Below are 26,632 nucleotides of genomic sequence, written 5' to 3'. Positions count from 1 at the left end.
CATGCGCAATCGCAGCGAGCAGCTTCGCGCTCAGGCCTCGCTTAGATCGCGCAGGAAATTGGCAGTCCAGTCCTGCACATTGTCGTCGCGCACGGTGGCGATCAGCTTCTGGTAGCGCGCCTTGCGTTCTTCCAGCGTCATGTCGAGCGCGGTCTGGATCGCATGCGCGATATCGTCGGGGCTGTGCGGATTGACCAGCACCGCATCGGGCATCTGCGCCGCTGCGCCGGCGAAGCGCGAGAGGATCAGCACGCCGGGATCCTCGGGGTCCTGCGCCGCGATATATTCCTTGGCCACGAGGTTCATCCCGTCGCGCAAGGGGGTAACCAGCCCGATCTTGGCGGCGCGGAAGAAGCCGAACAGCTCTTCATGGCTGTAGCCGCGATTGACGTAGCGGATCGGGACCATGTCGACTTCGCTGCGCGCGCCGTTGATCCGGCCGCATTTCTGTTCGAGCTCCGCGCGGATCGCCTGGTAGCTATCGACATCCTCGCGGCTGGGCGGCGCGATCTGGATGAAAACTAGGTCCTGCACCCGCTCGGGATGCTTGTCGAAGAAGCGCCCGATCCCGTCGATGCGCTCGGGAATGCCCTTCGAATAATCGAGCCGGTCGACCCCGATCATCGCGGTGCGTCGGCGCGACGAGCTGAGCAGCCGCTGCTGGGCCTGCCGCGCTTCGCCAGCATTGCCCAGCTGCGAAAAATGGTCCCAGTCGATCCCGATCGGATAGGCGCGCGCGATCGTGGTGCGACCCTCGAAACTGACGGTGCCCTTTTCGCCGTCGACTTCGGCGCCCAGTTCGTTCTCGCAATAATGCAGGAAGCTTTCGAGCCATTCCTGCGTCTGGAAGCCGACCACGTCGTAATAGAGCAGCGTGCGCACCAGCCGCTCGTGATAGGGCAGCGAGACGAACAGCCGCGTCGGCGGCCAGGGAATATGCAGGAAGAAGCCGATGCGGTTCTTGAGCCCGCGCGAACGCAGCCGCTCACCCAGCGGGATGAGGTGGTAATCGTGGACCCAGACGGCATCCTCGGGTTCGATCAGCGGCGTGACCTGGTCGGCGAAGCGTTCGTTGACGCGTTCGTAGCCCTTGCCCGTCTCGCGTTCGTATTCCGCGAGGTCGAGCCGGTAATGGAACAGCGGCCACAGCGTCGAATTGGCATAGCCGTTGTAATATTCGTCGATATCGCGCTGCGACAAGTCGATCGTCGCGGTGGTCACGCCGTCATTGGTCTGCGTGTCGATATGCCCGGTGCGTCCGCTTTCGCTTTCCTGCCCCGACCAGCCGAACCATAATCCCTTGCGGTCGCTGAGCGCGGCGAGGAGCGCCCCGGCCAAGCCCCCCTGCGCGCCCGCTGCGCCGCGCGCCTTGGGCACCGCGACGCGGTTGGATATGACAACGAGACGGGGTTGATCGGTCAGCGTACTTCGCTCCACGGTTTACTCAGCAGACCCGCACAGTTGATGATACCAACCAGCGAATAGGTTTGCGGGAAGTTCCCCCACAATTCATCGGTTTCGTAGTCGAGATCCTCGCTCAGCATGCCCGATGCGGTGGTGTGGCTGAGCATGGCCTCGAACATTTCGCGCGCCTCTTCGCGCCGCTCGACCAGCGCCAGCGCCTCGATCAGCCAGAAGGTGCAGACGTTGAAGGCGGTTTCGGGCGCGCCGAAATCGTCCTCGGCGGCGTAGCGCAGCATATGGTCGCCGCGCCGCAGGTCGCGTTCGACCGCGGCAAAGGTCTTGAGGAAGCGCTCGTCGTCGGGCTTGAGATAGCGCAGTTCGACCAGTTGCAACAGGCTGGCATCGAGATAGTCGCTTTCGAAGCTGGCGCCGTAATGCCCGCCCTCCTCGCTCCACGCATTCGCGTCGATCTTGGTGCGGATCGCGTCGGCGCGCTGTTTCCAGTGGACCACGCGGTCGCCCTTGCCCAGCCGGGCGGCGACATTGGCCAGCCGGTCGCAGGCGGCCCAGCACATCACCGCCGAATAGGTGTGCACTTCCTGCCGCGTGCGAAACTCCCAAAGGCCCGCATCGGGCTGGTCGTGTTTCGCCCAGGCGGCCTCGCCGACTTCTTCCAGATGTTCGAAATCGCGCTCGTCCGCCATGCGCAGCAGGCGCGTGTCGAAGAAGGCCTGCGCAGTTGGCATGACGATCTGGCCGTAGCAATCGTGCTGCACCTGCTTGTAGGCCGCATTGCCCACGCGCACCGGGCCCATGCCGCGATAGCCGGCGAGGTGCTCGGCCTCGAATTCGTGCAGCTGGTCCGCGCCCATCACCGAATAGAGCGGCTGGATCTGCCCGCCGCGTGCCTGGTCGACGATGTTGCGCAGATAGGCGAGATATTTCTCGAGCACGTCGAGCGCGCCGAGCCGGTTGAGCGCCTGGACGGTGTAATAGCTGTCGCGGATCCAGCAGTAGCGATAGTCCCAGTTGCGCTGGCTGTTGGCAGCCTCGGGGATCGAGGTGGTCAGCGCGGCGACGATGGCGCCGGTTTCCTCGTGCTGGCACAGCTTGAGCGCAATTGCGGCGCGGATCACCTCTTCCTGCCATTCGAGCGGGATATGCAGCCCGCGCACCCAGTGCTGCCAGTAGCGCGCGGTCATCGCTTCCATCCGCCGCACTTCGCTGCGGATATTGCCATCGAAGGGCTCGTCGGGGCCGAGGAAGAAATGCTGGTCGCTCTCGACCCGGTAGCTGCGCCCTTCGAGGACGTAGCCGATCGGCGCATCGGTCGACAGGCGCAGCGCCTGCGGGCCGATCAGATAGCGGATGTGGTTGGTGCCATTGGTCGTCTCGGCCAGCGAGGCACCATAGCCGTTCATCGGCACCAGTACGACGCGCAGCCGCGGGGCGCCCGCCACCGGGCGCACGATGCGCGCATAGGCCACCGGGCGGTACATCCGGCCCGAGCGTTCGAAACGCGGTGCGAAATCGTGGATCTCGACCGCGCTGCCGTCCTCGGCCTCGAGCCGGGTGATCAGAATCGCGGTATTGCGTTCGTAACGCTGGCTGCTGCGCGCCTGCCCTTCGAGCTCGAACCGCCAAATGCCGCGATCGCGCGCATTGTCGTTGAGCAGCGAGCAGAAGACCGGGTCGCCGTCGACGCGCGGGACGCAGCCCCAGACGAAAGCCCCCTCGCTATCGACCAGCGTACTGACCTGGCAGTTGCCGATCGGGGAAAGCTCGAGGTCCGATTGCATCATATCTCCAACCAATGGTGCACCGCAGCAACGCTGTCGAGTCCGTATCGTGCCCCTTTGCTCGCGCGTTCGCCGACCGCGATACCGAAACCGCCATGTTCGACCGCACCGGCGAAGCCGTCCTCGTCGGTCACATCGTCGCCGATGAACACCGGGGCGGCGCCCGCGAAGGGCGCGACTTCCATGAAGGCCGACACCGCGGCCGCCTTGGTCGCGCCGGGGCGCACCAGTTCGGCCACACCCTTGCCGCTGGTGACGCATAATTCGCGCGCGGCGGCGAATTCGCGCGCGAAGGCCAGCGTCGCCTCGCGCTTTTCGGGCGCGGCGCGGAAATGCAGCGCGCCGCCATGCGTCTTGGTTTCGTAGAACAGGCCATGCGCTTCGGCGAAGGCGCGCAATTCGGCAATCGCCGCGTCCGACAGGCGCTGGGGTTCGTCACCGAGCCGCGTGCCGTCGGCAAGAAAGCGCGAGGCGCCATGCGAACCCGCGCGGCATATCGCCGGCTGTCCCAGGTGCCCGGTCAGATCGTCGAGCGCGCGGCCGCTGACCAGCGCGAGCCGCCCGTCGAGCCGGTCGCGCAGCGCGTGCAACCGGCCGAGCAGTCCATCGGGAACGTGAATGTCACCGGGGCGCGGCGCGATTTCCACCAGCGTGCCATCGAAATCGAGAAACAGCGCCGCGGGTCCGCTGGCAAGCAGCTGCGCCAGCGGCGGCGGGGGCGGAAGCGTGTTCGGGCCATCCATCGCGGCCTGCCTAGCGTTTCGGCGCGCGCGGTCCAACGGGGGATTTCACGAAATCGTATCCTCGGCGCGCGGCACGAGGATCAGCGTGTTGTCCTCCACCCGCCACGAACCGAGCCGCGCCAGCACATTCATCCCGATGACGTTGAAATCGCCGAAACTTTCCGCGATCGCCGCGTCGGTCCCGCTGGCGCTGACATTGCCGAAGGTCAGGCTGTCGATCGTCGCGACATGCGCCTGCACCGTGCCATTGGCGGTGCCGAGCATGATCGGGATGCCGCCGCGGCGCGGCTCGAGCCCGGCGCGCTCGGCGAGCGGCGCGGAAATCGCGGTCAGCGTCGCGCCGGTATCGATCATGAAGTTGCCGGGCACGCCGTTGACCTCGGCGCGGACCCAGAAATGCCCGTCGGCGGACAGCGGGATCTGCGTTTCGCCGCCTTCGACCAGCTGTTCGGGCAGGCCGATCTGCGGCACCGCGACATCGAAACGCGGGTCGAAACGCGACAATTGCAGCACCACGGTCAGCAGGATCAGCCCGAGCGCGAGCGAGCTGCCCACGCGCAGCAGCCCGCCGAGCGCCGAGCGCTTGGCGATCATCGCGCCGATCCAGCCGAGTACCATGGCCGCGACCGCGGCGATCAGCAGTTCGGAGCGCGGGATCGCACGCAGCATATCCGCGGCGGCGCTGAAGACGGGTTCGAAATCCATACCGGGGATATAGGAACGCGCCGGTGTCGCGTCCATGAATACGCGCGCCCTAGGGCGCCTCGCGCTGTTCGGTGGCGCGCGCGAGGATGAGCGAGAAGCGCTTGGCGCCATCGGTCCAGCGCTTGACCGGGGTCCAGCCGCCCGCGAGCAGCAGCATGTTCGCGCTGCGGCGGGTGAACTTGTGGCTGTTCTCGGTGTGGATGCTGTCGCCCTGCTTCATCGCGAAACTTTCGCCCGACACCGCGAAGTCGATATCGCGCGTGGCTGTCAGATGCATTTCGATCCGCGCCAGCCGGTCGTTCCACACCGCGTCATGCTCCAAAGCATCGACAGGGACAGTGCCATCGAGCTCGCGATTGATACGGGTGACAAGGTTCTTGTTGAACGCGCCGGTCACGCCATCGGCATCGTCATAGGCGGCTTCGAGCACTTTGCGGTCTTTCACCAGGTCCATGCCGATCAGCAGCATCGCGTTGTCGCCCTCGCCTTCGTCCGCGCCCAGCGTCGCGCGCATCGAGCGCAGCAGGTCGACCGCGGTACGCGGGACCATGTTGCCGATGGTCGAGCCGGGAAAGAACCCCAGCCGGGCAAGCGGTTCGACCGCCTCGGGCAGCGTCACGCGGCGCATGAAATCGGCCTCGACCGGATGGACCGGCAGGCCGGGAAATTTCTGCGCCAGCCCAGCGGCGCTTTCGCGCAGGAAGTCGCCCGAGATATCGAGCGGGACATAGGCCGCGGGCGCGATCGCCTCGAGCAGCAGCGGGGTCTTGACCGAGCTGCCCGAGCCGAATTCGACCACCGCCCTGCCCGGCCCGATCAGCTTCGCAAACTCGGCCCCGCGCGCGGTGAGGATTTCGGTCTCGGCGCGGGTCGGATAATATTCCTCGACCTGCGTGATCTTTTCGAACAGGCGCGAGCCTTCCTCGTCGTAGAACCACCGCGCGGGAATGGCCTTGGGCTGTTGGCGCAGCCCCGCGAGCACGTCCTGGCGGAACGCCTTGTCGACGCCGTCCTCGTCGCGTTCGACGAGCGCGATCCCCTTTTCGGTAGTCATCAGATGTCCTTTGCCAGCCTCAGGCCGGTGAATTGCCACCGCTGGTGCGGGTAGAAGAAGTTGCGATAGCTGGCGCGCGAATGGCCGCGCGCGGTGGCGCAGCTGGCCCCCCGGAGCACGAACTGGCCGCTCATGAACTTGCCATTGTATTCGCCCACCGCCCCTTCGGCGGGCTGGAAACGCGGATAGGGCAGATAGGCCGAGCGGGTAAACTGCCAGCAATCGCCGAACAGACCGCTGCTGCCGCGCGGGATCGGCGGCGCGGCCTCGTCGAGCTGGTTGCCGCCGAGCGGGTCGTGCGCAGGCGCCTGGCCTTCCTGCCCGCGCGCTATCGCTTCCCATTCGAATTCGGTGGGCAGGCGCTGGCCCGCCCAGCTGGCGAAGGCATCGGCTTCGAAATAGGAGATATGCGTGACCGGGGCGCCGGGATCGCGGTCATGCCAGCCGGCATGGGTGAACTGCTCGCCCTCGTTCCAGTAGAGCGGCGCGCGCACGCCGTGTTCGCGCACCCAGGCCCAGCCATCGGAGAGCCACAGGCTGGCGGTGTCATAGCCGCCATCGGCGATGAATTCGGCCCAGTCGCGATTGCTGACCAGCCGCGCCGACAGCGCGAAGGGTTCGAGCAGGACGCGGTGCGCTGGGCCTTCATTGTCGAAGGCGAAGCCGTCCGCCTGGTGGCCGATCCGCGCGATGCCGCCGGGGTGTTCGTGCCAGTCATCCACCTGCGGCTGTGCGGCTGGCATCGGCGTATCCCACAAGGCCACGCCGAGCGGGTTCTGGAACAGCGCGTGCTTGATATCGGTGAGCAGCAATTCCTGGTGCTGCTGTTCGTGGGCGAGCCCGAGTTCGATCAGCGGCGCGAGCTCCTGGCGTGCGAACAGCGGCTCCATCGCGGCATCGACATGCGCGCGCCAATGGCGGATGTCCGCCAGCGTCGGGCGCGACAGCATCCCGCGCGAAAAGCGATGGATGCGCTCGCCTTCTGCCTCGTAATAGGAATTGAATACGAAGGGCCAGCGCTCGTCGAACAGTGTATATCCGCCGAGATGGTCGCGCAGCAGGAAGGTTTCCCAGAACCACGTCGTATGCGCCAGGTGCCATTTGGCGGGGCTGGCATCTTCCATCGACTGGATCGTCGCATCGGCTTCAGACAGCGGAGCGGCAAGCGCCTCGCTCAGCGCGCGGGTCGCGGCGTAGCGACTCTCGATTTCCTCTCCCAGCGCGGGCTGCGCTTGCGGCTGGACCTGGTTCAATGCCGGTCCCCTTGAACTGCAGTCGCCGGAAGGTGGCAACCACGGTTCACCATGGCGCAATTCAGTTTCGGTTTAAAGGCCGGGGGCGGAAAAGCATGCCCAAACAATCGACTGACGCGCATTACCGGAGAATGCGGGGCCGGCGTCCCGGTTCCCGCGCACGCCCCCGGGCTGCAAGCTCAGGCGGCGTCGGCCTGCCGGATACCGTGTTCCTCATTGAGCATTTCGGCGATGAGGAAGGCCAGTTCGAGCGATTGCGCGGCATTGAGACGCGGGTCGCAATGCGTGTGATAGCGATCCTTGAGCGCCTCGTCGGTGATCGCCACTGCGCCGCCGACGCATTCGGTCACGTCCTGCCCGGTCATCTCGACATGGATTCCGCCGGGATGCGTGCCTTCGGCGCGGTGCACCGCGAAGAAGCCCTTCACTTCCGTAAGGATGCGGTCGAAGGGCCGCGTCTTGTAGCCGCTGTCCGATTTGACGACATTGCCGTGCATCGGGTCGCAGCTCCACACCACCGGATGCCCTTCGGCCTTCACCGCGCGCACCAGCCGCGGCAGGCCGTCTTCCACCTTGTCGTGGCCGAAGCGGCTGATCAGCGTGATCCGGCCCGGCTCGCGCGCGGGATTGAGCGTGTCGAGCAGCCTGAGCAGCGCGTCGGTTTCGAGGCTGGGGCCGCATTTCATCCCCAGCGGATTGCCGATGCCGCGCGCGAATTCGATATGCGCGCTGTTTTCGAAGCGCGTGCGGTCGCCGATCCACACCATATGCGCGGAGCAATCGTACCATTCGCCGGTCAGGCTGTCGCGGCGGGTGAGCGCCTGTTCGTAGGGCAGCAGCAGCGCTTCATGGCTGGTGAAGAAGCTGGTGCGCTGCAATTGCGGCACCACCTGCGGATCGACCCCGCACGCCTCCATGAAATCGAGCGCTTCGCCGATCCGGTCGGCGACGTCGGAAAACTTGTCCGCCCACGGGCTGCGGCCCATGAATTCGAGCGTCCACTGGTGGACCTGCCGCAGATTGGCATAGCCGCCGGTGGCGAAGGCGCGCAGCAAATTGAGCGTGGCAGCCGCCTGCGAATAGGCGCGGACCATGCGCTGCGGATCGTTGGTGCGCGTCGCGGCGTCGAATTCGATGCCGTTGATGTTGTCGCCGAAATAGCTCGGCAGCGTGACATCGCCCTGCGTTTCGGTGTTCGAACTGCGCGGCTTGGCGAACTGTCCCGCCATGCGCCCGACCTTGACCACCGGCTTCTTGCTGGCGAAGGTCATCACCACCGCCATCTGCAGCAGCACGCGGAAGGTGTCGCGGATGTTGTTGGGGTGGAACTCGGCAAAGCTTTCGGCGCAGTCGCCGCCCTGCAGCAGGAAGGCGCGGCCTTCGGCGACTTCGGCGAGATCGGCCTTGAGCGCGCGCGCTTCGCCGGCAAACACCAGCGGCGGATGCGTTTCGAGCGTGGTCGTCGCGGCCTCGAGCGCGGCCGGATCGAGATATTCGGGCAAGTGCCTTGCCTCGTATCCCTGCCAGCTATCGGGTGCCCAGTTGGTCGCCATTGTCTCTTCCATTTGCGGCGCCGGGAATGGCGCCAGATTGCCCGCCTGTAGCAGACGAGGCGGCATCATGTCGCAAGCAGCATTTGCTTGGCCAGCGTAAAAAGCCGATTGCAGTGACCGGCCTCAGCGGCCCGCGACGGCGTCCTCGCCGCCCGATGCGGTGACCACTTCCTGCCCCTGCGGGATGACCGCCAGCCGCCAGCCTTCGCGCGATCCGAAGTATTTCTGCGCCAGCACCTGCAAATCGGCGGGTGTCGTCTGCGTATAATCGGACAGCAGGAAACGCAGCATCGGGATGCGGCGCGCGTCCACGGTCGCCCCTTCGAGCTGGTAGAGCCAGAACAAATTGCCGGTCGAGGCGCGGCTGACATATTGCCGCAGCGGTTCGACCACGCGGTTGTACTCGTCCTCGCCCACCGGCGCGCTTGCCAGTTCCTTGGCGATGCGTTCGGCTTCGGCGAAGAACACCGGCACGTCCTCGGGGCGCAGCTGGGCGAGCGCGGCAATCCGTCCGCCGCTGTTCACATCGCTCGGCCAGTCGGACCGCACGACCGGCGAATAGCTCGCCCCGGCATGTTCGCGCATGGCGTCCATCAGGCGGTTGTTGAACAGCGAGGTGAGCACTTCGAGACGGCGCGATTCGCGCAGGTTCTCGACTCCGGCACCGCTGGGCCAGGCGATGACCGCGGCAGCCTGGTTGGCATCGCCGCGGTGATGGCGGACCACCGTCGCACCCGCTTCGGGGAAGTCGACCGCGCGCTCGAGCACGGCGGCGGAAGGCGCCTCGCGCGGGGCCAGCGCGCCAAAGGTCCGGCGCAGGGCTTCGACCGTTTCGGCCTTGTCGAATTCGCCAAATACCAGCACTTCGACCGGACCCTGCGCGAGCAAGGGCTCCCAGAATTCGCGGAAGCCTGCGGGGGTTGCCGCATCGTACATTTCGGGCGTCGGGGTGCGGAAGCGCGGGTCGCTGTCGCGCACCAGATATTCGAGATCGCGCTGCAAGATGCCGCCGGGATTGGAGCCATAGCTTTCATAGGCCAGCTTGCCCGCCGCCTTGGCGCGGATTACCGGGTTCGGGTCCCAGCCGGGCATCGCCAGCTTGGCCGCGAAGAGATAGAGCTGTTCTTCCAGATCCTGTTCGCGCGTCTGTGCGTAGAAGGTGAAGGCGCCATCGCCGACCTGGAAATCGAAGCCGAACTTGCGCCCGGTGGCGAGCACGTCGAGCTCTTCCTGGCCCAGTTCGCCGATCCCCGATCCGATCAGCGCGGCATAGCCGAGATTGGCGTATACCGCGTCGTCGGGGTCGATCGCGCGATAGCCCGCACCAAAGCGCACCTTGACCGCGACGCGGCCGGGTTCGGCATCGTTCGCCCACAGGATCGCCTTCACGCCATTGGCAAATTCGACCTGTTCGATATCGAGCACGCCGATCGGCGCCTGCGTGGCAATTTCGCCGGGGCTCCCCACCGGCGGCAATTCGTCGAAGGAAATCGCCTGCGCGGCAATGCGCGCTTCGCCATCGGCAGCAATGTCTTCATTGAGTGCGGCGCGGATCGCAGCCTCGCTCGCCTCGCCCGTAGTCGGGGTGACATAGGCGGCACGGATCACATCGCCCGCAAACAGCGCGCGGGTATGGTCGAGCACACGTTCGGGCGTCAGCGTTGCCTTCATCGAATTGAACACCGTCAGCACGGTTTCGGGCGCGGCGATCGCCTCGCGGATATCGACTGCATTGACGACATCGTCGGCCAGCCGCGGCCCGGGCAGCACGCGGCGCTGTTCGACCTGGCTGGTGAAGACAATCTCGAACTCGGCCAGCTCGCGGTCGATTTCCTCCTGCGACGGCGGGGTCGCCAGCGCATCGGCAATAACGCCGCGAATATCGTCGAGCGCGGCCTTCCAGTCGCCGGTCAGCGGGGCGAAATTGACGAAGGTCATGTCGGCCGAGCGGCTGACATCGTCCTGCGACACCTGCGCGTAGAGATAGCTGCCACCCGCCCGCGCGCGCGATTCGAGCCGGCGGTTGATCAGCGCCTGCGCCAAGGCATCGCGCAGCAGGCCTTCGTTATAGGCCACCGTGTCCTGTACCGGGCGCCACGGGCGCATCACCGCATAGGTGAACGAACGCGGCAGGTCGGGTTCGACGATGACGCCGATCTCGCCGACCGGATTATCCGCATCGGCGCCCGCGGGGGCAACCGGATCGCCGAATGCAGGCGCGGGCACATGCGGCCCCTCGCCCTGCCAATCGCCGAACCATGCCTCGATCTCGGCGGCGAGCTGCTTGGGGTCCATGTCGCCCGTGGCCACGACGACCACGTTTTCGGGCCGGTACCAGCGTTTGTAGAAGGCGCTCACGCTCGCCCCGGTGGCAGCGGCCAGCGTTTCCTCGGTCCCGATCGGGGTGCGCGTGGCGAGCCGTTGCCCGGCGAACAGCACTTCGCGGCTGGCATTGCCCGCCCGTTCGCCCGGACCGCCGCGCTCGCGCTTCTCGGCCATCACGATGGGCACTTCGGCGCGGACATTGGCATCGCTCAGCACCGGGCTGCGCACCATGCCCGACAGCAGCTTCATGCTTTCGGCCAGCTTGGTGGTGGAGATATTGGGCAGGTCGAGCTTGAACACGGTGTGCGTCGGGCTGGTTTCGGCATTGGTGTCGCTGCCGAAAGTCGCGCCCAGCCGCTGCCAGGTCGGAATCGCCTCTGCCGGGCCGAGATACTTGCTTTCGCGGAACAGCAAATGTTCGAGCAGATGGGCATAGCCGCGCTCGCTCTCTTCCTCGTGCAGCGACCCGGCGTCGATCCGTACGCGGACCGAGACCTGGTCGGGCGGGACGCCGTTGTTGCGCACTGCATAGCGCACACCATTGGGCAGCTCGCCGAAGGTCCATTCCTCGTCGCGCGGGACATCGCTGCCCTCGTAGATCCACGGCGTGCCGTCGGCGGGCGTGAGATATTGCGGCGTGGGCGCTGCCGGTTCCTGCGCAAGCAGGGGCTGCGAAGCGAGCAGCGCAGCGGGAAGGACGAGCGCGAGACGCCGGATGGCGCGCGGAAAATGGGTCATGAAGGGCATATAGGAGGGCGACCTGTGAAGGCTAGGTGAATGTTTGCCGGACAAGCGTTCCTTCCTTGCCCCCGGTTCCCATGCTTCCTACATCCTAGCTCATGTTCATAGAGACCGAAACGACGCCCAATCCGGCGAGCCTCAAATTCCTCCCCGGCCAGCAGGTCATGGCGCAGGGCACGCGCGAATTCGCCTCCCCCGAAGCTGCCGAGGCCAGTCCGCTGGCGCAGGCGATTTTCGACACGGGCGAAGTCGTGAACGTGTTCTTCGGCGGCGATTTCGTCACCGTCACGGTCGCGCCCGGGGGGAGCTGGAGCGATCTCAAGCCGCAGGTGCTGGCGATCCTGCTCGACCATTTCGTTGCGCAGGCACCGCTGTTCACACCGGGCAGCGCCGGGGGCATCGCGGTTCCGCCCGAAGACGAAGGCATGCTGGTCGAAGAGCGCGAGGAAGATGGCGACATCATCGCGCAGATCAACGAATTACTCGAAACCCGCGTGCGCCCGGCCGTGGCGGGCGACGGCGGCGATATCCAGTATCGCGGCTACCGCGACGGCGTGGTCCACCTGCAGATGCAGGGCGCCTGTTCGGGCTGCCCGTCCTCCACCGCCACGCTCAAGCATGGCATCGAGGGATTGCTCAAGCATTACGTGCCCGAGGTCGTCGAAGTCCGCGCCGCCTGATCCCCGACACCCGAAGGAATTCTTCCCGTGGCCGATACCCTTTCGTCCGAAGCGCTCGACCTGATCTTCCGCGAAGCGCGCAGCTATAACGGCTGGCTCGACAAGCCGGTCAGCGACGAGCAGATCCACGCGATCTACGAATTGCTCAAGATGGCGCCGACATCGGCCAATATGCAGCCTGCGCGGATCGTCTGGGCCAAGTCCGCCGCCGCCAAGCACAAGCTGGCCGCGCTGGCGATGGACGGCAACAAGGACAAGATCACCTCGGCCCCGGTGGTCGCGATCATCGGCTACGACATCGATTTCCACGAGGAACTGCCGTGGCTGTTCCCGCATACCGACGCCAAGAGCTGGTTCGACGGTGACGAGGAAGGCCGCAAGGAAGGCGCGTTCCGCAATTCCTCGCTGCAGGGCGCTTACCTGATCATCGCCGCGCGCGCGCTGGGGCTCGACTGCGGCCCGATGTCGGGTTTCGACAATGACGCGGTCGACAAGGCGTTCTTCGCCGACCAGCCGCGCCATCGCAGCAATTTCATCTGCGCCATCGGCTATGGGGACCGCGAAAGCATCTTCGCGCGCAGCCCGCGTCCCGACTTCGACAAGTTCAACCGTATCGACTGACTTGCAGCCGCGCTTTTGCTGGGGCAGTGCGCGGTCATGCGCGTCCTTGCGATAGAAACTGCCACCGAGGCCTGTTCGGCTGCGCTGTTCGACAACGGTGCGCTGGTCGATTCTCGCCACGAAGTGCTGGGCCGCGGCCATGCCGAACGGCTGGTCCCGATGATTGCCGAATTGCCGGGCAAGGGCCGCGCGGACGAGATCCGCGTCTCGCTCGGGCCGGGCAGCTTTACCGGCGTGCGGATCGGGCTGGCGGTGGCGCGGGCGCTGGGAATCGCCTGGCACGCCGAAGTCCGCGGCTATCCGACACTGGCGCTGGTCGCCGCGATGGCGCGGGGGGATAGCGGGCAGACGGTGACCGTCTGCATGACCGGCGGGCATGGCGAATGGTTCGTGCAGGACTTCGGCGGCGACGGCCTGCCGCTGGGCGCAGTCGCTTCCTTCCCGCCCGCCAATGCCGCGGCGCGAACGCTTGGTGACCGGCTCGCAGGATCGAAGGCCGAAGAGCTCGGTGACCTTGCCGGTCGCACCCCCGATCCGGTCCGCCTGCCCGATGCGCGCCATGTGCCCGCCCTGCCCGACAGCCTGCTGCGCGCCGATCTTGCCCCGCTTTACGGGCGCGCCCCGGATGCGAAACTGCCGGGGGGATGAGCGAGCTCGACCAGCTGATGGCGGTGATGGAGGCCGCCTTCGACCCGCACTGGCGCGAAGCATGGACGCGCCAGCAGGTCGAAAATTCGCTGGCCATGCCGCACACCTACGCGATTCTGCTCGATGCCGAGGGCGAACCAATAGTCGGCACGAATATCGCCGCGGGCTTCATTCTCGCCAAGCGCGCGCCGGGCGAAGAGGAGATGCTGCTGATCGGCGTCCGCCCCGAATTGCGCGGACGAGGACTTGGCCGGAAACTGATCGAGACTTTCGCCCGCCTGGCACTCGACGGCGGAGCCGAGAGTATATTCTTGGAAATGCGCGCAAATAATCCCGCCGAGACACTTTATCGCGAATGCGGGTTCGAACCGATCGGTCGCCGGGTCGATTATTACCGGACGGCGGATGGCACTCGGCTGGACGCCATCACCTTCGCGCGGAAGTTGTAAAAGCGCGACAAGAATAACCTTTCCCAACAGTCGTTGCATTTTCTTGTCGAATTTATACAATGCGGCGAGCGCGGGTCGCGACGCGGGTAACATCCCAAATTTTTGAAGGTAAATGATGGAAGATTTCAAGACCGACATGGGCGAGACCCTGATTACGCTAACCTCGGATATTGTGGCGGCCCATGTGAGCAATAACAGCGTCGCGGTCGACGAAGTGCCGACGCTGATCTCGAACATCTACAACGCACTTTCGGGGCTTGGCGGAACCGAGCCCGAAGAAGAAAAGCCCGAACCCGCGGTGCCCATTCGTTCGTCGGTGAAGAAAGATTACATCGTCTGTCTCGAAGACGGGAAGAAGATGAAGATGCTCAAGCGGCATCTCAAGACCGCCTACGACATGACCCCCGAGGAATATCGCGCGCGCTGGAACCTGCCTGCCGATTACCCGATGGTCGCCCCCGCCTATGCCGAGAAGCGGCGCGAACTGGCGGTCAAGATCGGACTGGGCCGTAAACCCGGCCAGAAGCGCGGCCGTAAGAAGAAGGAAGCGTAAAGCCCTTCGGTTCGCCTTGAGCAAGACGCCCCGGCCCGATAAGGGTACGGGGCGTTTTTTCATGCAGGAAGCAAAATTGCACCAGAAAATCGATCTTGAACAATTGTGCGCCGACAAAGGTCTGCGCATTACTGAGCAGCGCCGGGTCATCGCGCGCGTGTTGTCGGAAAGCGACGACCATCCCGATGTCGAACTGCTGCACGAACGCGCCAACAAGATCGATTCGGGCATTTCGATCGCGACCGTTTATCGCACGGTACGGCTGTTCGAAGAGGCCGGTATTCTCGATCGGCACGATTTCGGCGACGGGCGCGCGCGTTACGAGGCGGTGCCCGAGGCGCATCATGACCACCTGATCGATGTCGAGACCGGCAAGGTCGTCGAATTCGTCGATCCGGAGATCGAGGCGCTGCAGAAGCAGATCGCCGCCAAGCTGGGCTACCGCCTCGTCGACCACCGGCTGGAACTTTATGGCGTCCGCCTCGACCGCGAAGGCTAAGGGCCTCGCGCAGGCCGAACGGCGGCTGGCCCGCCTGTCCGCCCGCCGGCTGGCCGCGATGCGCGGCGAGAAAACCCCGCTGACCGTGCGCGAATGGCTGCGCTTCGCCTTGCGCACGCTGGGTATCCTGCTTGGGCTGCTGGTCAGCGTGCCGCTGCATTACCTCTACCGGGTGTTCGCCTATGGCTCGCCCTTCCCGATGCTGTTCCTGCGCTATACCGCCTGGGTCGTCGGGGCGCGGGTGCATATCCGCGGGACGCCGCTGCGGCGCGACGTGTTCTTTATCGCCAACCATGTCTCATGGGTCGATATCCTTGCACTGGCAGGCGCGACGGGGACCGCCTTCGTCGCCAAATACGAACTGTCCCAAGTGCCCGTCATCGGCTGGCTGTGCCGCCTCAACCGCACCGTCTTCGTCAAGCGCGAGAACCGCATGGACGTGGCCCAGCAGATCAATGCGCTGAAAGAGGCGCTGGCGGACAATTGGTCGGTCACCGTCTTCCCCGAAGGCACGACCACCGATGGCAAATCGCTGCTGCCGTTCAAGAGCTCGATGCTGTCGGTGCTCGAACCCCCGCCGCCGGGCGTGCTCGTCCAGCCGGTGGTGCTCGACTATGGCGAGGTGTCCGAATTCATCGGCTGGATCGGCGAGGAAGACGGCCTCAACAACGCGATGCGCGTGATGGCGCGCAAGGGCTCGTTCCGCCTGCGGATCACCTATCTCGAGCCCTTCAGCCCCGAGGAATATCACGGGCGCAAGGCGATCGCCGCAAAGGCGCGCGAGGAGATCGAGGAAGAACTGGGCGCGACGCTCGACGAACCGCTGCGCGATTTCCGCCATACGGTCGAAGCGATCCGCTATTTCGCGCCCGATGCAAAGACCGGCGAAAGCTAGAGGCTAGAGCCCGGCCTTGACCAGCCAGTCGTGGAACAGCCGCACCGGGCGTTCTTCCAACGCGGTGGGCTTGCACACGAACCAGTAGCTATAGGGGCTTTCGACCGCGACTTCGAACAGCGTCGCCAGCCGGCTGTCGGCCGCGCGGCGCATATGGTCGTCATGCATGATCGCGATGCCCAGCCCCTGCGCGGCTGCCTCGAGCATGATCTGGCCCGAATCGAAATGGTCGATCGCCGCCGGTTCGAGATCGGCGAAGCCGATTTCCGCGCGCCAGGCGGTGAAGCTTTCGGGCAGTTCGTTGTGGATCAGGAAAGTCTGCCGGGCGAGCAAGTCCCGGTCGGGCGTGGACCCGAGCTTGTCGGCGAGGTCGCGATTGCAGATCGCGTGGACCTTGTTGTAATCGAGCCGGACGGCATGCAGCCCGCGCGATGGCCCGCGCGAGAGGATGATCGCGGCGTCGAGCACGTCGCCCACCCGGTCCTCCAGATGCGCGCCGGTATCGATATCGATATGCAGCAGCGGATGGCGTTCGCGCAGTTCGCCAAGCTTGGGGAACAGCCGCTGCGTGCCGAACAGCGGCAGCACGCCCAGCCGCAGGCGCAGCAGCGAAAGGTTCTCCGACTGGCTTTCGACCGCGCGTGCGAGCGCTTCAAGCTGCGGGTTCACCGCTTCGAAAAAGGCGTGTCCGTCATCGGTCAGCTGCATCGACTGGCGCGCGCGGGTGAACAGCTTCTTGCCGACGAATTCTTCCAGATTGCCGATCCGCCGCGACAGCGCCGAAGGGCTGAGCCCCAGCTCGTCTGCCGCACCGCGCGCGGAGCCGAGCCGGACGGTGCGAACAAACGCCTCGAGGGCGCGCAAGGGGGGCAGTCGCCGGGTAGCCATGTGGTTGCACGCTATGGTCGCAATTCGTCGCTGTCGAGGGCGAATGTGCGATAATCTGCAACTGTCGTCACGTGACTGTTGCAGAATCCTCGGGTGCGTGCAGGCGCAGGCGCTTCACATGGGTTTCGTCGCCATCGGTGACCTCGATCCGCCAGCCGCTGCGATGTTCGAGCACACGCCCGACCTCGGGCACCTGTTCGGCCAGCACGAAGGCCAGCCCGCCCAGCGTATCGACCGATTCCTCGACCTCGGCCAGCGCGGGCGAGACCTTCTCGGCGACATCGTCGAGTTCGGCGCGGGCGTCGCAGTCCCACATGCCCTCGCCGATATCGACGATCCATTCCTCGGGCGCCTCGTCATGTTCGTCCTCGATCTCGCCGACGATTTCCTCGACCAGGTCCTCGATCGTGATGAGCCCGTCGGTGCCCGAAAACTCGTCGACCACCACCGCCAGATGCATGCGCTGCGCGCGCATGTCGGCGAGCACGTCGAGCGCGTTGCGCGTTTGCGGGACATAGAGCGGCTGACGCATCAGCACGGTCCAGTCGCTCGGCGGGGCCTCGCGCCGGGCGAGGATGGTGAAGACGTCCTTGATGTGGATCATGCCGATCACATCGTCGAGCTGGTCGCGGTAGACGGGCATGCGCGAATGGCCATGTTCGGCGAAGGTCTCGACCAGCTGGTCCCAGCTGGCGGTGGCTTCGATCGCGATGATCTGGCCGCGCGGCACCGCGACATCGTCGGCATCGTGCTCGGAAAAATGCAGCAGGTTGCGTAGCATCTGGCGCTCGACCAGCGACAGGTCGCCTGTGCCGCTATGCTCGGGCGTGTCGTCGCCGTTTTCGTCCTCGTGCTCGTCGATCGCGTCTTCCAGCTGCGCACGCAGCGAGCGTTCGCCGTAGTCGGGGTCGAAGAATTTCCGGATGGCGAGCATGAGCCCGCTGCTACTCTCCGCGTCTCCCGCGGGTGATGACGAATCGGGCATGGCCCTAATTATGCACTCCAGTCAGTTGCGGTCCCCATATGGGTCGGCGATACCCAATTTTGCAAGCGCTGCGATCTCGAGCGCTTCCATCGCCTCGGCCTGCGTGTCCGAATCGACATGATCATGGCCCGCAAGGTGTAACAAACCGTGGATGAGCAGGTGCGCCGCATGCGCCTCGAGCGGCACTCCCTTGTCCGCCGCCTCGCGCGCGCAGGTGCCCGCGGCCAGCGCCAGATCGCCGAGCATTTCGGGCGGCCCCTCGGGGGCGAGGTCGAGCAAATCGCCGCGCTGGAGCATGGGGAACGACAGCACATTGGTCGGCTTGTCCTTGCCGCGCCATTCCTTGTTCAAGGCGTGGACATCCGCATCGGAGGTGAACAGCACCGAAGCGGTCAGCCGCGGATTGCCCAGCGCCGGCTCGACACCGCACAGCGCCGCATGCGCGCGCACGGTCAGCGCATCCCACTCGACCTCCGCGGGCCACCCGTCGATGTCGATGTCGAAATCCACCGTTCTAATCCTTCGTCATCCCCGCGCAGGCGGGGATCCCGCTCCTGCTACATGTTCAGCGTGTCGAACAGATCGTGCCACTCGGGATTCCGCTCCTCGATCGCCCTGATCTTCCACGCGCGGTTCCATTTCTTCACCGCCTTCTCGCGCGCGATAGCATCGGTAATGTAATCGTAGCCTTCGAGATAGACGAGCCGTGCGAGCCCATACCGGTGGATGAACGACCCGCCCTTCCCTTCGCGGTGCTGCACTGCCCTCGCGGCGATATCGGCAGTCACGCCCACATAGATGGTACCGCGGTAGCGGTCTGCCATGATGTAAACGTAGCCGCCTTTCTCGAAAGTCACGCCCGAAGGTAGCGGGACCCCCGCCTGCGCGGGGGTGACGACATAATGGTTTTTGTCATTAGGCGCTCGGCCCCTCGTAGGCCTCGACGATGCGACCGACGATCGGGTGGCGCACCACATCGGCGGCGGTGAAGCGGATCGTGCCGAAGCCGTCCACGCCTTCGAGCTTGCCGACCGCATCGGCCAGTCCGCTCATCCCGTCGCCGCCGGGAATGTCGACCTGCCGCGGATCGCCGCAGATCACCATCCGGCTGTTCTGGCCGAAGCGGGTGAGGAACATCTTCATCTGTTCGCGCGTGGTGTTCTGCGCTTCGTCGAGGATGACGAAGGCATCGGCCAGCGTGCGTCCGCGCATGAAGGCGATCGGCGCGATCTCGATCTCGCCCGAGGCCAGCCGCCGCTCGACCTGTTCGGGCGGCATGCAATCGTAGAGCGCGTCGTACAGCGGGCGCAGGTAGGGATCGACCTTCTCTTTCAAATCGCCGGGCAGGAATCCGAGCTTTTCGCCCGCCTCCACCGCCGGACGCGAGAGGATCAGCCGCTGCACGCTGCCGGTGATCAGCTGCGCGACCGCCTGCGCCACCGCGAGATAGGTCTTGCCCGTCCCTGCCGGACCCAGCGCGAAGATGATATCGTCGCGCACCAGGCTGCGCATATAGGTCGTCTGCATCGCGCTGCGCGGGACGATGGTCTTGCGCCGCGTGCGGATCATGATCGGCGGGCCGCCCTTGTCGTTTCCCGGTTCGGTGCCGACGATCCCGTCGAGCGTCGGTTCGTCCGACATGGTGATCAGCGCCTCGATCGCCCCCGCGTCGAGATCCTGCCCCACGGCCAGCTTGTCGTACATCGCCTTGAGCACGTCGCGCGCGCGGGCGACGCTGTCTTCGGGGCCTTCGATATGCAGCTGGTTGCCGCGGGCGGAGATGAACACGCCGAGGCGGTTTTCCACCTGCACCAGATTGGCGTCGAACTGGCCGAACAGCGCGCCAAGCAGGCTCTGGTTGTCGAAGCCGAGATCGACCTGTGCGCGGCGCACTTCGCGCTGCGGAGAGGGCGGCGGGGAGAAGGTCTGTGCGTCCTTCTGGACAGGTTTGCGGGCCATAGGCTCCTTTCGAATGCGACTCGGAGTTTAGGCTTCAACGCACCGCGCGCAAGTTGGTCCACGCTGCGAGACGGTGGATAGTCATCCCCCTGTAATCAGGCAGCGACGGTTTCGCGCAGCATCCCCGCGAGCGAGTTGGGGCCCGCCTCGACCAGTTCGACCTGCACGAGGTCGCCGATCTGCACGTCGCCTTCGAACCACGCGCTCTGCAGCCACGGCGTCTTGCCGAGCCACTGGCCGGGCAGCTTGCCCTTGCGTTCGACCAGCACTTCGCAGGTGCGGCCGACGGTGTTCTGGTTGAAAGCCAGCTGGTCGCGGTTGAGCGCGGCCTGGAGCCGCTGCAGGCGCTCGTCCATGACCTCTTTCGCCACCTGCCCGTCCATCGTCGCGGCAGGCGTGCCGGGGCGCGGCGAGTATTTGAAGCTGAAGGCCTGCGCATAGGCAACCTCGCCGACCAGCTGCAACGTTTCCTCGAACTCGGCATCGGTCTCTCCGGGGAAGCCGACGATGAAGTCGCCCGACAGCGCGAGGTCGGGCCGCGCGGCGCGGAAGCGGTCGAGCAGCTCGAGATAGCTGGCGACGCTGTGGCTGCGGTTCATGGCTTTGAGCACACGGTCGCTGCCCGCCTGCACGGGCAGGTGGAGGAACGGCATCAGCTTGGGCGTGTCGCCATGCGCGGCGATCAGCTCGTCGTCCATGTCGGCCGGGTGGCTGGTGGTGTAGCGGATACGCGCGAGGCCATCGATCGCCGCGATGTCGCGGATCAGCCCAGCTAGACCGACTGCGTGGCCCCTATCGTTCTCGCCGCCCCACGCGGACACGTTCTGGCCGAGCAGCGTGATTTCCTTCGCGCCCGCTTCGACCAGCTTGCGCGCTTCGGTCACCAGGTCGCTGTAAGGACGCGAGATTTCCGCTCCGCGCGTGTAGGGCACCACGCAATAGGTGCAGAACTTGTCGCAGCCTTCCTGCACGGTGAGGAAGGCGGTCGGGCCGATCCGCCGGCGTTCGGGCAGCGCGGCGAACTTGGCGATCGCGGGCATATCGGTATCGGTCGCGCGTTCGCCCTGCACCGCGCGGCCAAGCATTTCGGGCAGACGGTGGTAGGCTTGCGGGCCGACGACCATGCTCACCGCGGGCGAGCGTTTCATGATCTCCTCGCCCTCGGCCTGCGCGACGCAGCCCGCGACCGCGATCATCGGCGCCTTGTCCTGCGTCTTGCCCTTGGTCAGGCGGCCGATGTCCGAATAGACCTTCTCCGCTGCCTTCTCACGGATGTGGCAGGTGTTGAGCACCACCAGATCGGCATCCTCGCCCTCGGGCGCGGGCGCGATGCCCTGCGCGTCGAGCATCTCGGCCATGCGCTCGCCGTCATAGACGTTCATCTGGCAGCCGAAGCTCTTGACCCGGTAGGTCTTGGGAGGGGTGGTGGTCGGTTTCATGGGAGCGCGTATCTCAGTTTGAATCGAACTTCGAATCAACGTTGGCCCCACGCCAGCTATAGGAGACCGAGGTGTGACCCTGTTCCTTGGCGTCGATCAGCTTGGTGCCGACCCATTGCTTGCGCCCATCGCGAAAGTCGCGTGAACCGTTCTGTTGAGCAATGTGGTCTGCCAACGCTTGATCAGGACTCTTCTTCCACCCTCCTACGCGCTCAACGTCTTTGGTAAGAGAGCTTTCGACCAGATCGGCGGAGGCTTCATCGAACGTCTCGTAAGTGTCGAGTGCTTGCACTGCCTTGCGCCGGTTCTTGCGGTTTTCGCAGGCCTTGCGAGCAGGAATCGCCTTACGCGCCGCCTTGTCATTCTCACCGAACGAATTGCGCCTGTCCTTGGCATAGGACAGTGCTTTCTTGTCGGCAGGACAAAGGCGGCGCTTTTCAGGCATTAGCCAACAGTCGCCTTCACGATCTTACCCGGGTTCGCGGGCGGTTCGCCCTTGGGGAGCGCGTCGACGTGTTCCATGCCGCTCTCGACCTGGCCCCAGACGGTGTACTGGCCGTCGAGGAATTCGGCGTCGTCGAAGCAGATGAAGAACTGCGAATTGGCGCTGTCGGGGACCTGGGTGCGGGCCATCGAGCAAGTGCCACGGGTGTGCGGTTCGCTGTTGAATTCGGCCTTGAGGTCGGGCTTGTCGCTGCCGCTCATGCCGGTGCCGGTCGGGTCGCCGCCCTGCGCCATGAAACCGGGGATCACGCGGTGGAAGACCACCCCGTCGTAGAAGCCTTCGCCCGCGAGCGTGGTGATGCGTTCGACGTGGCCGGGCGCGAGATCGGGGCGCAGCTTGATGACCACGTCCTTGTTGTCGCCATCGCCAGTGTCGAGAGTGAAGGTCAGCTTGTCCGCCATCGGGGTATCTCCTGTGATTGGTTGGCCGCCTACATAGGGATTGTGCACGGCGTGTCACCCTCTGCTTGCAATCCCGCCGCGTCTGCCTAGACCGCAGGCCATGGCCGATGCGACGCCGCCCGAAGACGATGTGATGCTGGCCGATCCGCCCGTCGAGGAGGCGCGCCCCGACGACCGGATCGACGACGAACGGATGGACGAGGAGAACACGCTCAAGGCGGAGTTCGTCCGCTCGGTCGCCGACGCGCTGAATGAAGGCGACGGCAAGGCGGTCTACGAGCTGGTCGAGCCGCTCCACCCCGCCGACATCGCCGATCTGCTCGAACTGTTCGAGCGCGAGGAACGCTACCAGCTCGCCGCGACGATTACCGATCTGATGACCTCGGACGTGGTCGCCGAGCTCAACGATTACGTCCGCGAGGACATGATGGAAGCGCTGCCGCCCGAGGCGGTGGCGCAGATCGTCGACCAGCTCGAGACTGACGATGCGGTCCAGCTGATCGAGGATCTGGACGAGGCAGACCAGCGCGCCATCCTCGCCGAGATCGAGCTCGAAGACCGGATCGCGATCCAGTCCGCGCTCGCTTATCCCGAGGAGACCGCGGGCCGCCTTATGAGCCGCGATTTCGTCGCGGTGCCCGAGCATCTGACCGTCGGCGATCTGATCGATTTCCTGCGCGAAGGCCGCGACCTGCCCGACGAGTTCTTCGAGGTCTTCGTGGTCGACGAGAAGCACCACCCGGTCGGCACCTGCGCGCTGAGCTGGGTGCTGCGCGCGCCGCGCAGCATTGCGCTGGCCGATGTGATGAAGCGCGACCAGACGCTGATCCCGGTCATGCTCGACCAGGAAGAGGTCGGGCTGATGTTCCAGAAGTACAACCTTATCAGCGCCGCAGTGGTCGACGAGAACGAGCGGCTGGTCGGCCAGATGACGGTCGACGACGTGGTCCACATCATCTCCGAGGAAGCGGGCGAGGACGCGCTGCTGATGAGCGGCGCGGGCGAAGGCGACATCAACGAGCCGATCCGCGAGGCTTACTCCGCGCGTGTGCGCTGGCTGGTCGCCAATCTGGGCACCGCGCTGGTTGCCTCGCTGATCATCGCACTGTTCGGCGCGGCGATCGAGCAATTGGTGGCGCTGGCGGTGCTGATGCCGATCGTCGCCAGCATCGGCGGCAATGCGGGTACACAGACGATGGCGGTAACCGTCCGCGCGATCGCCACCAACCAGCTGACGCGCAGCAACACGCGCCGCATCCTGATCCGCGAGATGCGCGTGGCGGTGCTCAACGGGATGACCATCGCGGTGCTGGTGGGGCTGGCGACGGGCGTGATCTTCACTCCCCTGCTCGGCGCCGTGATCGCGCTGGCGATGGTGATCAACGTGGTCACCGCGGGGCTGGCGGGCGTGCTGGTCCCGGTCGCTTTCGAACGGCTCGACCAGGACCCGGCAGTGGCGAGCAGCGTGTTCGTGACGATGATCACCGATTCGATGGGCTTCTTCGCCTTCCTCGGCCTCGCCGTGGCCTGCGGGGTGACGGGGTAGCAAGCCTACACATGGACCGCGTGTTACACGGTTCAGGGCGAAAAAAGCTGCGGGTGGTTGCTGCGCTGCGAAACCGCGGAAATACGGGAACTGGAGGGGAAGAGATGCGCGCATTGGTGCATCCTGCCGGGGATCGATCGATGTAGGAAAGTGGTGACTTTGCCGTCCCCATCACGTCACCCCGGACTTCATCCGGGGTCGGGGCTGCCTGGCCTCGCCCGCATCCGATGAAAAGAAGCACCGGCCCCGGATCAGGTCCGGGGCGACGGGGGAGTTGAGGTTTCGCTGGTATCCCCTATCTCACCCCCATGCCGCTCAACCTGACCAAGATCGCCTTCGGTGCGCAGAGTTATGCCGATATCGAGAACTGGTACGCCGCGCGGCGCAGCCCCAATCTGACCACGCGCTATCGCCCGACGAAGTGGGAACAGTGCATCGGCGGTTCGCTGTTCTGGATCCACCAGCACAGCATCGTCGCGCGCAGCGAGATACTGGGGTTCAGCGAAACCCCCGACGGGCGCTGGTCGATCGACCTCGAACCGGTACTGGTCCGCGTCCACCCGCGCCCCAAGCGCGCGCACCAGGGCTGGCGCTATCTCAAGGGCGAGGTTCCGCGCGACCTGGCACCCGGCGAAGACATTGGCGATGCGCTACCCGGCAAGCTGGCGGGCAAGCTCGAACGGCTGGGCTTGATCTGAAAACCGCGCTTCATCATGCAAATGCCTGAATTCAAAGCTTTATGACATCGACGCGACCGCGACGTTTCTGAATTAAGTCATTGGTTTTATGGGCTTTTTCTTGTCATGGTTTACGCCTTGGTAAGGGCTGGCGCGTAATCGGGCGCCATCACCAATCACATGGCTTTCCCGATGACCGCCCAGCCGAATTTTACCCACGCTTTCGCTCGCGCAGCCGATAGCGAGCAGCCGTCCGTCGAGCCCGCCACCGCCTTGCCCCCGCCCGCCGACGAGCGCCCCGCGCCGCGTCGCCGGCTGGCTGGCCGGTTAGCCCATATGCGCGCGAGCATCGCGGGCAAGGTGCGGATCTTCGCCATTTCCTTCACGCTGATCCTCACATTGCTAGGCCTGCTGCTGGGCGGCACGCTGGCGGTGCTGTCGACGCGTGCGGGCGATGCCTCGGTCAGCGCTTCGCGCGCGCTGGCCGCCTCGCAATTGGCGACCTCGATCGCCGAAAGCCGCTATTTCGCCTCGCGCTATGCGGCGGAGGGCGAGGCCCGGATGATCGCCTCGGCCTTCGCCACGCTCGACCAGGCGCGCCGCGAGATCGACGCCACGATCGCGCTCGACGGTGGCGGCAGCCAGTCGCGCGAACAGATGGAATGGCTGGTGACGCAGGTCGAGGGGTTCGCGCCCGAACTGCGCGCACTGCAGGCCTCGATCAATGCGCATGGCCCCTCGCCCACCGGCGACGCGCTGGCCGGTGCGATCGATATTTCGGGCAGCCAGCTTGCCCAGCAGGCCGAAGAGATCGAGACCGCGCTGCGGCTGCAGGCCGATGCCGCGCAGCAGGCGCTGGACACGCTGGGCACATGGGCGATCGTGCTGGCGCTGACGATGATCGCGGGCTGCATCGTGCTGGTGATCGCCGGCGCGCGCGGCCTGTCGCGGCAGGTCTCCGGCTCCTTGTCCGAGATCACCGGCGCGATGACGCGGCTGGCGCGCGGCGACCGGTCGATCGCGATCCCCGCCACGGGCCGCGAGGACGAGATCGGCGAAATGGCGCGCGCACTGGTGGTGTTCCGCGAAAGCGCCGATGCGCTGGCCGAACTGCAGCGCAAGGCGCGCACGGAGCAGAATGCGGTGCTGCGGCGGCTGGTCGACAACTTCCAGGGCGGCGTGGGCGAAGCGGTGGGCAGCGTGGCGCAGGCCGCGCGCGAGCTGCAGGCCACCTCTACCGACATGGCAGGCGCCGCGACGCGCACTATCGGTTTCGTCGAACAGGTTTCGCGCGACATGGCCGAAACGCAGGTCGGCGTGACCGCAGCCGCCTCCGCCAGCGACCAGTTCGCCATGTCGATCGCCGAGATCGGGCGGCAGGCGGGCAATTCGGCGGGCGTGGTGCAGGATGCACGCCAGACCGCCGAAGTGGCCGACCGCAAGATGGCCGACCTTGCCAATGTGGCGGAGGAGATCGGCGAAGTGGTCGATATGATCGGCGCGATTGCCGATCGTACCAATCTGCTCGCGCTCAACGCCTCGATCGAGGCGGCGCGCGGCGGCGAGGCCGGGCGCGGCTTCGCGGTGGTGGCGAGCGAGGTTAAGGAACTGGCCCGGCAGACACGCGAGGCGACCGGCGATGTCGGCCGCCGGATCGTCGGCATGCAGGTGGTGACGCGCGAAAGCGTGGAGGCGCTGGCACGGATCGGCGAACGCATCCGCGAGGTCGAAATGACCGCCACCGCGATCGCGCAGGCGGTGGACGAGCAATCGCTGTCGAGCCGCGAGCTGGCCCATAATCTCGACCTCGCCGCCAATGGCGTCGATGCGGTGGGGACCAATCTGGCGCAGATCGGCGACATGGCGCGCGGTACGGGCGCGGCGGCCGAACAGGTGCTGACCTCGGCCGACCAGCTCGACGGGACCGCCCGCGCGCTCGATGCGAGTTCGCGCGGGTTCGTCCACTCGGTACGGGCCGCCTGACCCGCGCAATCTCGGAACATCCGGGCAGGTCGCCCCGTTGGTTGGGCAAAGGAGAAACGCATATGCCCGAACGCCAATCACGCCATCCCGACAACGAACTGATCGCCGAGATGACCGAGAATGCGACCCCCTCGCAGCAGGGTTCCTCCGGCGGCGAAGTCAATCGCTAGGTCGGCAAGCGGGGTGAACTCAACCGCGCGACCGATCCCGCAAACCGCGAGCCCGAAACGGGTTCGGACAATCCCGCGCAGGACGCGCAGAAGGGCGACAAGACGCTGTCTGCCATCCAGGATTCGCGCGGCTGAGCTTCCAGACGCGACCGATGAC

General features: G+C 65.7%; 26 protein-coding genes. 10 read left to right on the top strand and 16 right to left on the bottom strand.

Going from position 1 to position 26,632, the window contains the following annotated elements; all coding sequences use genetic code 11:
* Positions 1-30: 30 nt before the first annotated feature.
* The 8 genes from J2S32_RS00180 to J2S32_RS00145 form a co-directional block, all read right to left on the bottom strand.
* Positions 31-1,437: an alpha,alpha-trehalose-phosphate synthase (UDP-forming) gene (locus tag J2S32_RS00180; RefSeq protein WP_253514968.1), complete on the bottom strand. Its 1,407-nt coding sequence runs from the start codon at positions 1,435-1,437 to the stop codon at positions 31-33.
* Positions 1,419-3,206 (bottom strand): glycoside hydrolase family 15 protein, encoded by a 1,788-nt coding sequence (locus J2S32_RS00175; RefSeq protein WP_253514966.1) that lies wholly within the window; start codon positions 3,204-3,206, stop codon positions 1,419-1,421. The genes J2S32_RS00180 and J2S32_RS00175 overlap by 19 nt, the downstream gene beginning before the upstream one ends.
* Positions 3,203-3,946: a trehalose-phosphatase gene (gene otsB, locus J2S32_RS00170; RefSeq protein ID WP_253514964.1), complete on the bottom strand. Its 744-nt coding sequence runs from the start codon at positions 3,944-3,946 to the stop codon at positions 3,203-3,205. The genes J2S32_RS00175 and otsB overlap by 4 nt, the downstream gene beginning before the upstream one ends.
* A gap of 45 nt (positions 3,947-3,991) precedes the next feature.
* On the bottom strand, positions 3,992-4,687 hold the full coding sequence (locus J2S32_RS00165; protein ID WP_253514961.1) for a retropepsin-like aspartic protease family protein: 696 nt from the start codon (positions 4,685-4,687) through the stop codon (positions 3,992-3,994).
* Between the two features lie 13 nt (positions 4,688-4,700).
* Positions 4,701-5,705: an L-histidine N(alpha)-methyltransferase gene (egtD, locus tag J2S32_RS00160; protein WP_253514959.1), complete on the bottom strand. Its 1,005-nt coding sequence runs from the start codon at positions 5,703-5,705 to the stop codon at positions 4,701-4,703.
* Positions 5,705-6,958 (bottom strand): ergothioneine biosynthesis protein EgtB, encoded by a 1,254-nt coding sequence (egtB, locus tag J2S32_RS00155; protein WP_437181910.1) that lies wholly within the window; start codon positions 6,956-6,958, stop codon positions 5,705-5,707. Before egtB ends, egtD begins: the two co-directional genes overlap by 1 nt.
* Before the next feature lie 179 nt (positions 6,959-7,137).
* Positions 7,138-8,511: a class II 3-deoxy-7-phosphoheptulonate synthase gene (locus J2S32_RS00150; RefSeq protein ID WP_253514957.1), complete on the bottom strand. Its 1,374-nt coding sequence runs from the start codon at positions 8,509-8,511 to the stop codon at positions 7,138-7,140.
* Between the two features lie 123 nt (positions 8,512-8,634).
* Positions 8,635-11,574 (bottom strand): M16 family metallopeptidase, encoded by a 2,940-nt coding sequence (locus tag J2S32_RS00145; protein ID WP_253514956.1) that lies wholly within the window; start codon positions 11,572-11,574, stop codon positions 8,635-8,637.
* Positions 11,575-11,675: 101 nt separating this feature from the next.
* Between J2S32_RS00145 and J2S32_RS00140 the strand changes: the two genes are divergently transcribed.
* From J2S32_RS00140 to J2S32_RS00110, 7 genes are all read left to right on the top strand, one after another.
* Positions 11,676-12,257 carry a NifU family protein gene (locus J2S32_RS00140; RefSeq protein WP_253514955.1) on the top strand — a complete coding sequence of 194 codons (582 nt, stop codon included), beginning with the start codon at positions 11,676-11,678 and terminating at the stop codon, positions 12,255-12,257.
* Positions 12,258-12,284: 27 nt separating this feature from the next.
* A complete protein-coding gene (locus J2S32_RS00135; RefSeq protein WP_253514954.1) occupies positions 12,285-12,878 on the top strand; it encodes a malonic semialdehyde reductase in 594 nt (197 codons plus the stop codon).
* 36 nt (positions 12,879-12,914) lie between these two features.
* Complete coding sequence (gene tsaB, locus J2S32_RS00130; protein WP_253514953.1) at positions 12,915-13,526, top strand: tRNA (adenosine(37)-N6)-threonylcarbamoyltransferase complex dimerization subunit type 1 TsaB; 612 nt, start codon at positions 12,915-12,917, stop codon at positions 13,524-13,526.
* Entirely contained in the window at positions 13,523-13,975 is a 453-nt protein-coding gene (locus J2S32_RS00125) for a GNAT family N-acetyltransferase (protein ID WP_253514952.1), read from the top strand. Before tsaB ends, J2S32_RS00125 begins: the two co-directional genes overlap by 4 nt.
* A gap of 115 nt (positions 13,976-14,090) precedes the next feature.
* The gene (locus J2S32_RS00120) at positions 14,091-14,528 is read left to right on the top strand and encodes a MucR family transcriptional regulator (RefSeq protein ID WP_253515175.1); all 438 of its coding nucleotides are present in this window, start codon (positions 14,091-14,093) and stop codon (positions 14,526-14,528) included.
* A 76-nt stretch (positions 14,529-14,604) separates the two neighbouring features.
* Positions 14,605-15,027 carry a Fur family transcriptional regulator gene (locus J2S32_RS00115; protein WP_253515174.1) on the top strand — a complete coding sequence of 141 codons (423 nt, stop codon included), beginning with the start codon at positions 14,605-14,607 and terminating at the stop codon, positions 15,025-15,027.
* Positions 14,999-15,922 carry a lysophospholipid acyltransferase family protein gene (locus J2S32_RS00110; RefSeq protein WP_253514951.1) on the top strand — a complete coding sequence of 308 codons (924 nt, stop codon included), beginning with the start codon at positions 14,999-15,001 and terminating at the stop codon, positions 15,920-15,922. Before J2S32_RS00115 ends, J2S32_RS00110 begins: the two co-directional genes overlap by 29 nt.
* Positions 15,923-15,925: 3 nt before the next feature.
* Here J2S32_RS00110 and J2S32_RS00105 read toward each other — a convergent pair whose 3' ends face one another.
* From J2S32_RS00105 to J2S32_RS00070, 8 genes are all read right to left on the bottom strand, one after another.
* Complete coding sequence (locus J2S32_RS00105) at positions 15,926-16,810, bottom strand: LysR substrate-binding domain-containing protein (protein WP_253514949.1); 885 nt, start codon at positions 16,808-16,810, stop codon at positions 15,926-15,928.
* 67 nt (positions 16,811-16,877) lie between these two features.
* Positions 16,878-17,795 carry a hemolysin family protein gene (locus tag J2S32_RS00100; protein WP_253514947.1) on the bottom strand — a complete coding sequence of 306 codons (918 nt, stop codon included), beginning with the start codon at positions 17,793-17,795 and terminating at the stop codon, positions 16,878-16,880.
* A 21-nt stretch (positions 17,796-17,816) separates the two neighbouring features.
* A complete protein-coding gene (ybeY, locus tag J2S32_RS00095) occupies positions 17,817-18,305 on the bottom strand; it encodes an rRNA maturation RNase YbeY (protein ID WP_253514945.1) in 489 nt (162 codons plus the stop codon).
* A gap of 47 nt (positions 18,306-18,352) precedes the next feature.
* Positions 18,353-18,652 carry a GIY-YIG nuclease family protein gene (locus J2S32_RS00090; protein WP_367398960.1) on the bottom strand — a complete coding sequence of 100 codons (300 nt, stop codon included), beginning with the start codon at positions 18,650-18,652 and terminating at the stop codon, positions 18,353-18,355.
* A 58-nt stretch (positions 18,653-18,710) separates the two neighbouring features.
* A complete protein-coding gene (locus J2S32_RS00085; protein ID WP_253514940.1) occupies positions 18,711-19,754 on the bottom strand; it encodes a PhoH family protein in 1,044 nt (347 codons plus the stop codon).
* Positions 19,755-19,849: 95 nt separating this feature from the next.
* Positions 19,850-21,193 (bottom strand): tRNA (N6-isopentenyl adenosine(37)-C2)-methylthiotransferase MiaB, encoded by a 1,344-nt coding sequence (gene miaB, locus J2S32_RS00080; RefSeq protein ID WP_253514938.1) that lies wholly within the window; start codon positions 21,191-21,193, stop codon positions 19,850-19,852.
* Positions 21,194-21,206: 13 nt separating this feature from the next.
* On the bottom strand, positions 21,207-21,638 hold the full coding sequence (locus J2S32_RS00075) for a hypothetical protein (RefSeq protein WP_253514936.1): 432 nt from the start codon (positions 21,636-21,638) through the stop codon (positions 21,207-21,209).
* Positions 21,638-22,099: a peptidylprolyl isomerase gene (locus J2S32_RS00070; protein WP_253514934.1), complete on the bottom strand. Its 462-nt coding sequence runs from the start codon at positions 22,097-22,099 to the stop codon at positions 21,638-21,640. The genes J2S32_RS00075 and J2S32_RS00070 overlap by 1 nt, the downstream gene beginning before the upstream one ends.
* 100 nt (positions 22,100-22,199) lie before the next feature.
* On the opposite strand from J2S32_RS00070, the gene mgtE reads away from it, so the two are divergent.
* The 3 genes from mgtE (at position 22,200) to J2S32_RS00055 (ending at position 26,305) form a co-directional block, all read left to right on the top strand.
* Positions 22,200-23,645: a magnesium transporter gene (gene mgtE, locus J2S32_RS00065; RefSeq protein WP_253514932.1), complete on the top strand. Its 1,446-nt coding sequence runs from the start codon at positions 22,200-22,202 to the stop codon at positions 23,643-23,645.
* Between the two features lie 308 nt (positions 23,646-23,953).
* On the top strand, positions 23,954-24,343 hold the full coding sequence (locus tag J2S32_RS00060) for a DUF1489 family protein (protein ID WP_253514930.1): 390 nt from the start codon (positions 23,954-23,956) through the stop codon (positions 24,341-24,343).
* A 171-nt stretch (positions 24,344-24,514) separates the two neighbouring features.
* A complete protein-coding gene (locus tag J2S32_RS00055) occupies positions 24,515-26,305 on the top strand; it encodes a methyl-accepting chemotaxis protein (RefSeq protein WP_253514929.1) in 1,791 nt (596 codons plus the stop codon).
* The last annotated feature ends 327 nt before the right edge of the window (positions 26,306-26,632 follow it).

The sequence above is a fragment of the Qipengyuania citrea genome (genome assembly GCF_024171405.1).
Lineage (GTDB): Bacteria > Pseudomonadota > Alphaproteobacteria > Sphingomonadales > Sphingomonadaceae > Qipengyuania > Qipengyuania profunda.
The sequence above is the reverse complement of the archived record's forward strand: the minus strand, read 5'-3'. Positions and strand labels throughout refer to the sequence as shown.

Coding starts and splice junctions, on each gene's coding strand:
- J2S32_RS00175 (WP_253514966.1), bottom strand. CDS start 3,206: ATGATGCAATCGGACCTCGAGCTTTCCCCGATCGGCAACTGCCAGGTC.
- otsB (WP_253514964.1), bottom strand. CDS start 3,946: ATGGATGGCCCGAACACGCTTCCGCCCCCGCCGCCGCTGGCGCAGCTG.
- J2S32_RS00165 (WP_253514961.1), bottom strand. CDS start 4,687: ATGGACGCGACACCGGCGCGTTCCTATATCCCCGGTATGGATTTCGAA.
- egtD (WP_253514959.1), bottom strand. CDS start 5,705: ATGACTACCGAAAAGGGGATCGCGCTCGTCGAACGCGACGAGGACGGC.
- J2S32_RS00150 (WP_253514957.1), bottom strand. CDS start 8,511: ATGGCGACCAACTGGGCACCCGATAGCTGGCAGGGATACGAGGCAAGG.
- J2S32_RS00145 (WP_253514956.1), bottom strand. CDS start 11,574: ATGACCCATTTTCCGCGCGCCATCCGGCGTCTCGCGCTCGTCCTTCCC.
- J2S32_RS00140 (WP_253514955.1), top strand. CDS start 11,676: ATGTTCATAGAGACCGAAACGACGCCCAATCCGGCGAGCCTCAAATTC.
- tsaB (WP_253514953.1), top strand. CDS start 12,915: ATGCGCGTCCTTGCGATAGAAACTGCCACCGAGGCCTGTTCGGCTGCG.
- J2S32_RS00125 (WP_253514952.1), top strand. CDS start 13,523: ATGAGCGAGCTCGACCAGCTGATGGCGGTGATGGAGGCCGCCTTCGAC.
- J2S32_RS00120 (WP_253515175.1), top strand. CDS start 14,091: ATGGAAGATTTCAAGACCGACATGGGCGAGACCCTGATTACGCTAACC.
- J2S32_RS00110 (WP_253514951.1), top strand. CDS start 14,999: ATGGCGTCCGCCTCGACCGCGAAGGCTAAGGGCCTCGCGCAGGCCGAA.
- J2S32_RS00105 (WP_253514949.1), bottom strand. CDS start 16,810: ATGGCTACCCGGCGACTGCCCCCCTTGCGCGCCCTCGAGGCGTTTGTT.
- J2S32_RS00100 (WP_253514947.1), bottom strand. CDS start 17,795: ATGCCCGATTCGTCATCACCCGCGGGAGACGCGGAGAGTAGCAGCGGG.
- J2S32_RS00085 (WP_253514940.1), bottom strand. CDS start 19,754: ATGGCCCGCAAACCTGTCCAGAAGGACGCACAGACCTTCTCCCCGCCG.
- miaB (WP_253514938.1), bottom strand. CDS start 21,193: ATGAAACCGACCACCACCCCTCCCAAGACCTACCGGGTCAAGAGCTTC.
- J2S32_RS00075 (WP_253514936.1), bottom strand. CDS start 21,638: ATGCCTGAAAAGCGCCGCCTTTGTCCTGCCGACAAGAAAGCACTGTCC.
- J2S32_RS00070 (WP_253514934.1), bottom strand. CDS start 22,099: ATGGCGGACAAGCTGACCTTCACTCTCGACACTGGCGATGGCGACAAC.
- mgtE (WP_253514932.1), top strand. CDS start 22,200: ATGGCCGATGCGACGCCGCCCGAAGACGATGTGATGCTGGCCGATCCG.
- J2S32_RS00060 (WP_253514930.1), top strand. CDS start 23,954: ATGCCGCTCAACCTGACCAAGATCGCCTTCGGTGCGCAGAGTTATGCC.
- J2S32_RS00055 (WP_253514929.1), top strand. CDS start 24,515: ATGACCGCCCAGCCGAATTTTACCCACGCTTTCGCTCGCGCAGCCGAT.